This window comes from Nguyenibacter vanlangensis (assembly GCF_013376155.1).
GTDB lineage: Bacteria > Pseudomonadota > Alphaproteobacteria > Acetobacterales > Acetobacteraceae > Gluconacetobacter > Gluconacetobacter vanlangensis.
Genome location: NZ_JABXXP010000133.1, coordinates 1 through 6,226, shown reverse-complemented (window position 1 = coordinate 6,226; position 6,226 = coordinate 1). Strand labels below are relative to the sequence as shown.

6 protein-coding genes and 1 pseudogene are annotated in these 6,226 nt (G+C 64.6%); 1 reads left to right on the top strand and 6 read right to left on the bottom strand.

The features are described 5' to 3' along the window. Window positions 1-504: NADPH-dependent F420 reductase (locus HUK84_RS08615; protein WP_374729299.1), on the bottom strand; the 504-nt coding region annotated here is incomplete at its 3' end. A gap of 86 nt (window positions 505-590) precedes the next feature. Next, window positions 591-1,478 carry a LysR family transcriptional regulator gene (locus tag HUK84_RS08610; protein ID WP_176639936.1) on the bottom strand — a complete coding sequence of 296 codons (888 nt, stop codon included), beginning with the start codon at window positions 1,476-1,478 and terminating at the stop codon, window positions 591-593. A 189-nt stretch (window positions 1,479-1,667) separates the two neighbouring features. Between HUK84_RS08610 and HUK84_RS08605 the strand changes: the two genes are divergently transcribed. Continuing rightward, window positions 1,668-2,417, top strand: coding sequence for an SDR family NAD(P)-dependent oxidoreductase (locus tag HUK84_RS08605; RefSeq protein WP_176639935.1), 750 nt, complete (start codon window positions 1,668-1,670; stop codon window positions 2,415-2,417). Between the two features lie 73 nt (window positions 2,418-2,490). On the opposite strand, the gene HUK84_RS08600 is transcribed toward HUK84_RS08605, so the two are convergent. The 4 genes and pseudogenes from HUK84_RS08600 to HUK84_RS08590 all read right to left on the bottom strand — a co-directional run. Then, a complete protein-coding gene (locus tag HUK84_RS08600; RefSeq protein ID WP_176639934.1) occupies window positions 2,491-3,486 on the bottom strand; it encodes an ABC transporter substrate-binding protein in 996 nt (331 codons plus the stop codon). A 14-nt stretch (window positions 3,487-3,500) separates the two neighbouring features. Beyond that, window positions 3,501-3,653: a hypothetical protein gene (locus HUK84_RS23155; protein ID WP_246285559.1), complete on the bottom strand. Its 153-nt coding sequence runs from the start codon at window positions 3,651-3,653 to the stop codon at window positions 3,501-3,503. Window positions 3,654-3,726: 73 nt separating this feature from the next. Further along, window positions 3,727-4,065 (bottom strand): annotated as a pseudogene (locus tag HUK84_RS23150) (class II aldolase/adducin family protein); the annotation flags it as partial. Window positions 4,066-4,191: 126 nt separating this feature from the next. Then, window positions 4,192-6,226, bottom strand: a 2,035-nt coding sequence (locus HUK84_RS08590; RefSeq protein ID WP_176639933.1) for a TonB-dependent siderophore receptor, incomplete at its 5' end; no start/stop codon positions are given.

The window sequence follows — 6,226 nt, the reverse complement described above, 5'->3', positions numbered from 1 at the left end:
GGCCACCCGCGCCGTCGCGCCATCGTCGTCGCCCGACAGGAAGACCACCCGCCGGCCGCCATGACCGGCCGGGTCACTGGCCAACATCCCGGCGGGCAGGTGATTGAACCCTTTCACCAGCCGGGCGCCGGGCAACGCTTGGGCGATCGCCACCGAGGACGGGCGGCCGCCCAGTTCCTCCGACGGGACGCCGAAGGCATTGGTCGCGTCGATCACGATCCGGCCCTGCCAGTTTCCGCCCGCCTTCGCGATTTCCGGATAGGCCGCGAACGGGATCGCCAGAATGATGGTCTCGGCCGCCAGCGCGTCGCACAACGGCCTGGGGGCGATCGTCGGTCCGATCGCCCTGGCCTGCGGCGCCAGTGCCTCGGGTGGCCGCCGGCTCGCCACAGTGACGGCGACCCCCGTGCGGGCGAAGGCACGGGCCAGGGCCTGGCCGACCGCACCGAAGCCGATGATCGCATAGCGCATCCTGTTGCTCCCGATTCTGACAAACGTCCCCATCGTTCGTCCCCATCGTTCTGGGCGCGTCCGCGGCCGGGAGCGATTGGCCAATTCTCGACAGGGGCTGTGCGCCGATGCACCGGAGGTCAGCCGCCGGGCGGCATTCCCGCGAGACGCGACGCATAAGCGGCCAGCCGGCGGGCAATGAACGCGGTAAACAGCCGCACGCGCTTCGTCTTGCGCGTCTCGCCCTGCGTCAGAAGCCACAGCGTGCCGTGCCGGTGCAGTTCCGCGCCCGGCGCCCTGACCAGCAGCGATTCGGCATCGCCGACGAAGCAGGGCAGCACCGCCATCCCCAGCCCCTGCCGCGCCGCCACGATCTGCGCCCCGGCATCCGTGGTCCGGAACGGCACCCCAGCCGCGCGGATATCGCCTGCGCGCGCCAGGTCCGGCATGGCGGCCCCGTTCTTGACGATCCAGCGCACAGCCCCAACCGCGTCCCGCGCGGCCAGCCGGTCGCGGGACAGATAGACGCCGTCGAATAGTTCCGGCCCCTTCAATCCATGCAGATTGGGCGGCAGGGTCGTGCGGTCATGGACGACCCGCAGGGCGATGTCGGCTTCGCGGTTGGTCAGGTTGACCGGTGCGTCGGACGACAGGATCTCCATCTCGACCTCGGGATGCAGGCGCGCGAATTCGGCGAAGTCCGGCATCAGCAGGTGCGTGGCCAGCGTCGGCGCCATCGTGACGCGCAGCACCCCGCGCACGCCCTGGTCGCGACCGAAGATTCGCGTCTCCAGCCGGTGCGATGACGCTTCCATCTGGGCCGCGAATTCAAGGATGTCCTGGCCGGCCTCCGTCAGGCGATAGCCCGACGGCAGTTTTTCGAACATCTGCGCTCCCAGCCGTGCCTCCAACTGCGCGATGCGACGCAGCACGGTGGAATGGTTCACCCGTAGCCGCGCGGCGGCTGTGCGGACCGAACCGCCACGCGCGACGGCCAGGAAATAGCGGACGTCGTCCCATTCGATCATCTGGTGCGATCCCGCACCGTGCGGTGCGCCTTTTCCAAATCCGTTCCTGCGTTATCGGACCGCACGCACCGTGCCAAGGGCAAGACCGGATCGATTCCGCACCACCGTTCCGCGCGTCTGCGCACTGAGCAGCCGGCACAGGCCGGCCTATCTCGACATCGTCGAATGCACCCAAGCGAAGGACACATCATGTCGAGACTTAAAGGCAAGATCGCCGTCGTAACCGGCGGCAATAGCGGAATCGGGCTGGCAATCGCCCGCCGTTTCGCCGCCGAAGGCGCGCAGGTCTTCATCACAGCCCGGCGCCGCGACGCATTGGACGCGGCGGCGAGGGAGATCGGCGCCAACGTCACCGCCATCGCGGCGGACCTGACCCGGCTGGAGGACATCGACCGTATCGCGGGGGCCGTCCGCGCCGACGCGGGCAGGGTCGACGTCGTCGTGTCCAATGCCGGCATCACGGAGCAGGTGAAGCTGCCCGACATCACGCCGGACCATTATGCCCGCACCTTCGACCTGAATTGCCGTGCCCCCCTGTTCCTGGTGCAGAAGATGCTGCCGATGATGGGGCGTGGCGGGTCGATCATCCTGGTATCCTCGGCCATGCACGACATGGGGCTGGCGAACCATTCGACCTATGCGGCCACCAAGGCGGCGCTGCGGTCGTATGTGCGGACCTGGGCGGCGGAATTCGCCGATAATGGCATCCGCGCCAATACGTTGAGCCCGGGCGTCGTGGACACGCCGATCCTCGATTCCCAGGCCGGCACGACCGAAGAGGCCGCCGCGATCCGCGAGGGCTATGCACGATACACTCCGATGCTCCGGCTGGGACGGCCCGAGGAACTGGCCAACGCGGCCCTCTTCCTCGCCTCGGACGAAAGTTCGTTCATGACCGGTTCCGACATGGTCGTCGATGGCGGTGTGAGCAACGTCTGATACCGGTCCCGCGTACGAACCCATAGGCTATGAAGCCTGCTTCAGAGCGAAGCGAATGTTTTTGCCTCTTGGGCTATGTCGTCAGGAGCCTTGCCAGAGCCGGCGAGAAGATGGAATCGACCCGCGTGCCGGCGGGCAGCACGCCGGCGTGGACGAAGGTGTCTGCGACGGATTGAGCGCTGGAAATGTCGGCGTCTGTCCAGGCACGGGTTCCGTAGGGGCGATTCTGCCCTTGCAAATAGGCCAGGACGGCCGGTTCGGGCACCTGGATCACGGGCGCCACCGTTTGCGCCCAGCGCGGCTTGTCGGCGGTAAGGATGGCATAAGCACGGCCCAGACGGCGGATATAATCGGCTGCGGCATAGCGGAAGGCAGGGTCGTCCAGCCGGCGCGGATTGACGCCGATGAAATAATGGCCTGACAGGATGTCCCGGGCACTTTCCAGGATCCGCGCAGTGCCGTCGGCCTCCAGCGTCTGGATGGCATAGCCGTAGGTCGCCCACGCATCGAGGCTGCCCGCCTTCATCGCCGTCAGACCTTCGCTCATCCCCAATGCGATGGGATGGATGTCCGCAAAGCTCATGCCGTGCTGTGCGAGCATGCGGATCAGGAAATAATGGGCGGTGGTCGCCTTGATGTAGCCCACGCGCCGGCCGCGCAGATCCGCGACCGAATGGTAGGGGCTATGCAGCGGGGTCAGCACCGCCTGGTCGGTGGTCGGGCCGTCCAGTGTCGCGACGATGGCGACCCGCGAACCGGATGCGGCCGCGAAGACCATCGGGATCTCGCTCCAGCCACCCAGATCGATCGCATCGGCATTGATCGCCTGGGCGATCAGGTTGCCGGAATTGAATTCGCTGAACTGGACCCGATACGGGAAGTCGGCCTGTCCTGCCGCAGGCAGGAGCGTATTGTCCTGCCCGCGAAAGGTCGCCACGCGCAGCGTGACGTGCGACAGGTCCGGGGCGTCGGCGGCATGCGGTAACGACGGAAGCGCCATGGCGAAGGTGCTGCCACTGAACAGACGGGTAAACTGACGTCGCGTGGGCCGGTACGGGCTATGGAACATGATGGGGTCCTTAATTAACTATCGAAACCCGGTGCGTGGCGCGCCACGCGGCGCAGCGCGGCCTCCCAGATCAGATCGTCCAGGTCCCGTTTGCCCTCGACCGGTTGCCGGTTGCGGTCGATCTGCCGGCGCACCGTATCCTGCGCAGCCTGAGGCGCCAGAAGCACATTGTCCCGGCCGCGGCAGTAGTCCCTCGGCATGGGCCGAGACGGCCATCCCGTCCGCCGTATGGAAATGGATAATGAAATGGGCGTCGGGACGCGCGGCATGGATGGCCGAATGGATGACGAAGCCTGCGTAATTGATGCCGTATTCACCGGGTTCGACGATTGTGCCGTTCAGGTCGACCTTGACCAGGCTGGATGCCGTGACTTCCTCGAACAGAAGGCCGAAGGGATTGATCAGGAAATGATGCTGGGGTCCGGGGAGACGCGCCGAGATATGGGTCGCCACCAGATCGTCCCAGCCATGCAGGGCAGCCAGACGATAAAGTGCTGCCAGATCGACACGCAGGGCCCATTCGCTATCGGAAATACCGTTGACCGGCGCAGACAAGGCGGGGCGGGAAAGAGCGGTCATCGGAGCCTCCTGATCATGCCTGGGCATGGTCATTCTAAATGCCGGGCCGATGGACACGAGTGAGAAAAGATCATGATTCTATCGATTTTTTCTCGACAATATAATGGCCGTTTGCCCAAAGGCGGGTCAGAGATCCAGCCGCGCGCTAAGCGTGACCGTACGGGGCGCCCCCGGGAAAAGCTGCAGCGCGCCCCGGCTGACCCAGTAGCGCTCGTTGCCGATATTCTCGACTGCCGCCCGGAAGGTCAGTCTATGCCGGTCGGCGTGCGTGACATACTGGGCGCCGACCGTACCCAGAATATAGGATTGCAGCCGGAAACTATTCGACGGATTCAGCCATCCGGCGGATACGTAGTTCATGCCGCCATGGATACTCAGGCCCTTCATCCAGGGGATTGTGTAGTCCGCGGCGACATTCGCCTCGAATGGCGAGGTGGATTCGGCTTGCTTGCCGTTATAGGGCGTGCCTGCGCCATAGCGTGCATCCAGGTAGGTCAGACTGCCCGTCAATTGAAGGTTGCGTGTCGCCTGAACCGTTCCGCCGGCTTCCACCCCCTGGTAGCGGACAAGCCCCCCCTGTTGCTGCACGTTATTGGAATCGACATAGGCCGCGATGGTGTCGAGCCGGTAGAGGGCCAGCGTGCCGCTCCACCGGGTTTTCTGTACCTTCACGCCCAGCTCGTATTCCTGGCTGCGCATGGGGGCGAAGACCTGGTACGCATTTTTCGCCGTCGCGGCAGCCTGGGTGCCGGACTGCATGGCTTCGACATAGCTGAAATAGGCGTTGATATCCGCCGCGGGCTTGTAGGAGAGCGAGACGACGGGGGTCACGGGGTTATTCTGCCGGGCGGCCGTCCGCCGCCCGCTGCCATCGGTCGCGTAATCGTTTTCGATATAGTCCGTGTAGCGCGCGCCTGCTAGAAGGGACCACCGATGCCATGTGACGGTATCGCTCCAGAACGGCGCGACCTGCGTGTAATCGACGTAGTTGTAGAGCTTCGGATTATAGAAATGCGCGTCGGTGCTGGTCGGGCGCGTGGTGAAGATGTTGCCGTATTGATAGGGCTGGTAATAGGCCGCGTTGGCGTCGGCGTCGAATTTCTGATACAGCCACATGATGCCGGCGACAACGTCATGGCGCAGCGGCCCGGTTTCGAAACGCCCTTCGGTGGTCTGCTGTACCTCGTGATAGGTGAAGACTCGCGTCATTTGGAACGGGCGGTTCAGGTAATCGCCCTGATTGTCCAGAAAGGTAATGGCGTTCGAGGGAAACCGTTCATCCAGGTGCGAGTAGGCATAGGCCAGGCGGGCCGTCCAGCGTGGCGCGAACTGCCAGTCGAAGCCGGTGTTGAAATGCTTGAGGTCATTGCGTTTCCAGGAATCCGGCGCGCCAAGCTCGGCCCGGCCACTGATCGGGGTCAGCGATGTCAGGCCGCTGCTCACGCTCACCCCATTGACCATGCCGGTTTGTAGAGTGTTGAGGTAAAAACTATCGAAATTCCAGTCGAGTGCGTCGGTGATCTTCACATTCAGAGCGCCCGATATCGATGTCGAGCGGATGTAGCTGCCATTGTACTGGTTGCCGACCTCGTTGGCGGCTACGAAGCGATAGATTATCCGATCCGACGGTCCGATCGGGCCGCCGGCATCCAGGCTCTGGCGAAACGCGGCATCGGACCGATAGCCGGCCTCGACCCCCAGTTGCGGCGCATCGACCGGCTTTTTTAACTGGAAATCCAGGACTGCGCCGGGCGATCCGAACCCGTAGAGGAAGGCCGACGCGCCCTTCGTCAACTGGAACTGGCCGAAATTGGCCATCGGCAGGTCGATGAACCAGTACGGAATGGCGAAACCGTCGATCTTGTACCCGTTGGTCCAGTCCAGGTCGAGGCCGCGGACTCGAAAGCTGGCGCCCGACGCGGTCGATCCGCCGTTCGAATTTTCCTGCACGCCCGGCTCGGCGCGGAAGACGTCGTTGATGTCCGCCGCCTGCATCTGCTCGACCTTCGCAGCCGACACCACGCTCAGCGAAAACGGCGTGTCGAATTCCGAACGCGATCCCAATGCGCCCATCGCGGCATGCGCCGCCAGGCGCGGGCGATGCGGGTCGGCGTGAACCATGATCGCCTCGGGTGTCGCCTGGGCGCCGGCCGCCGTCGGC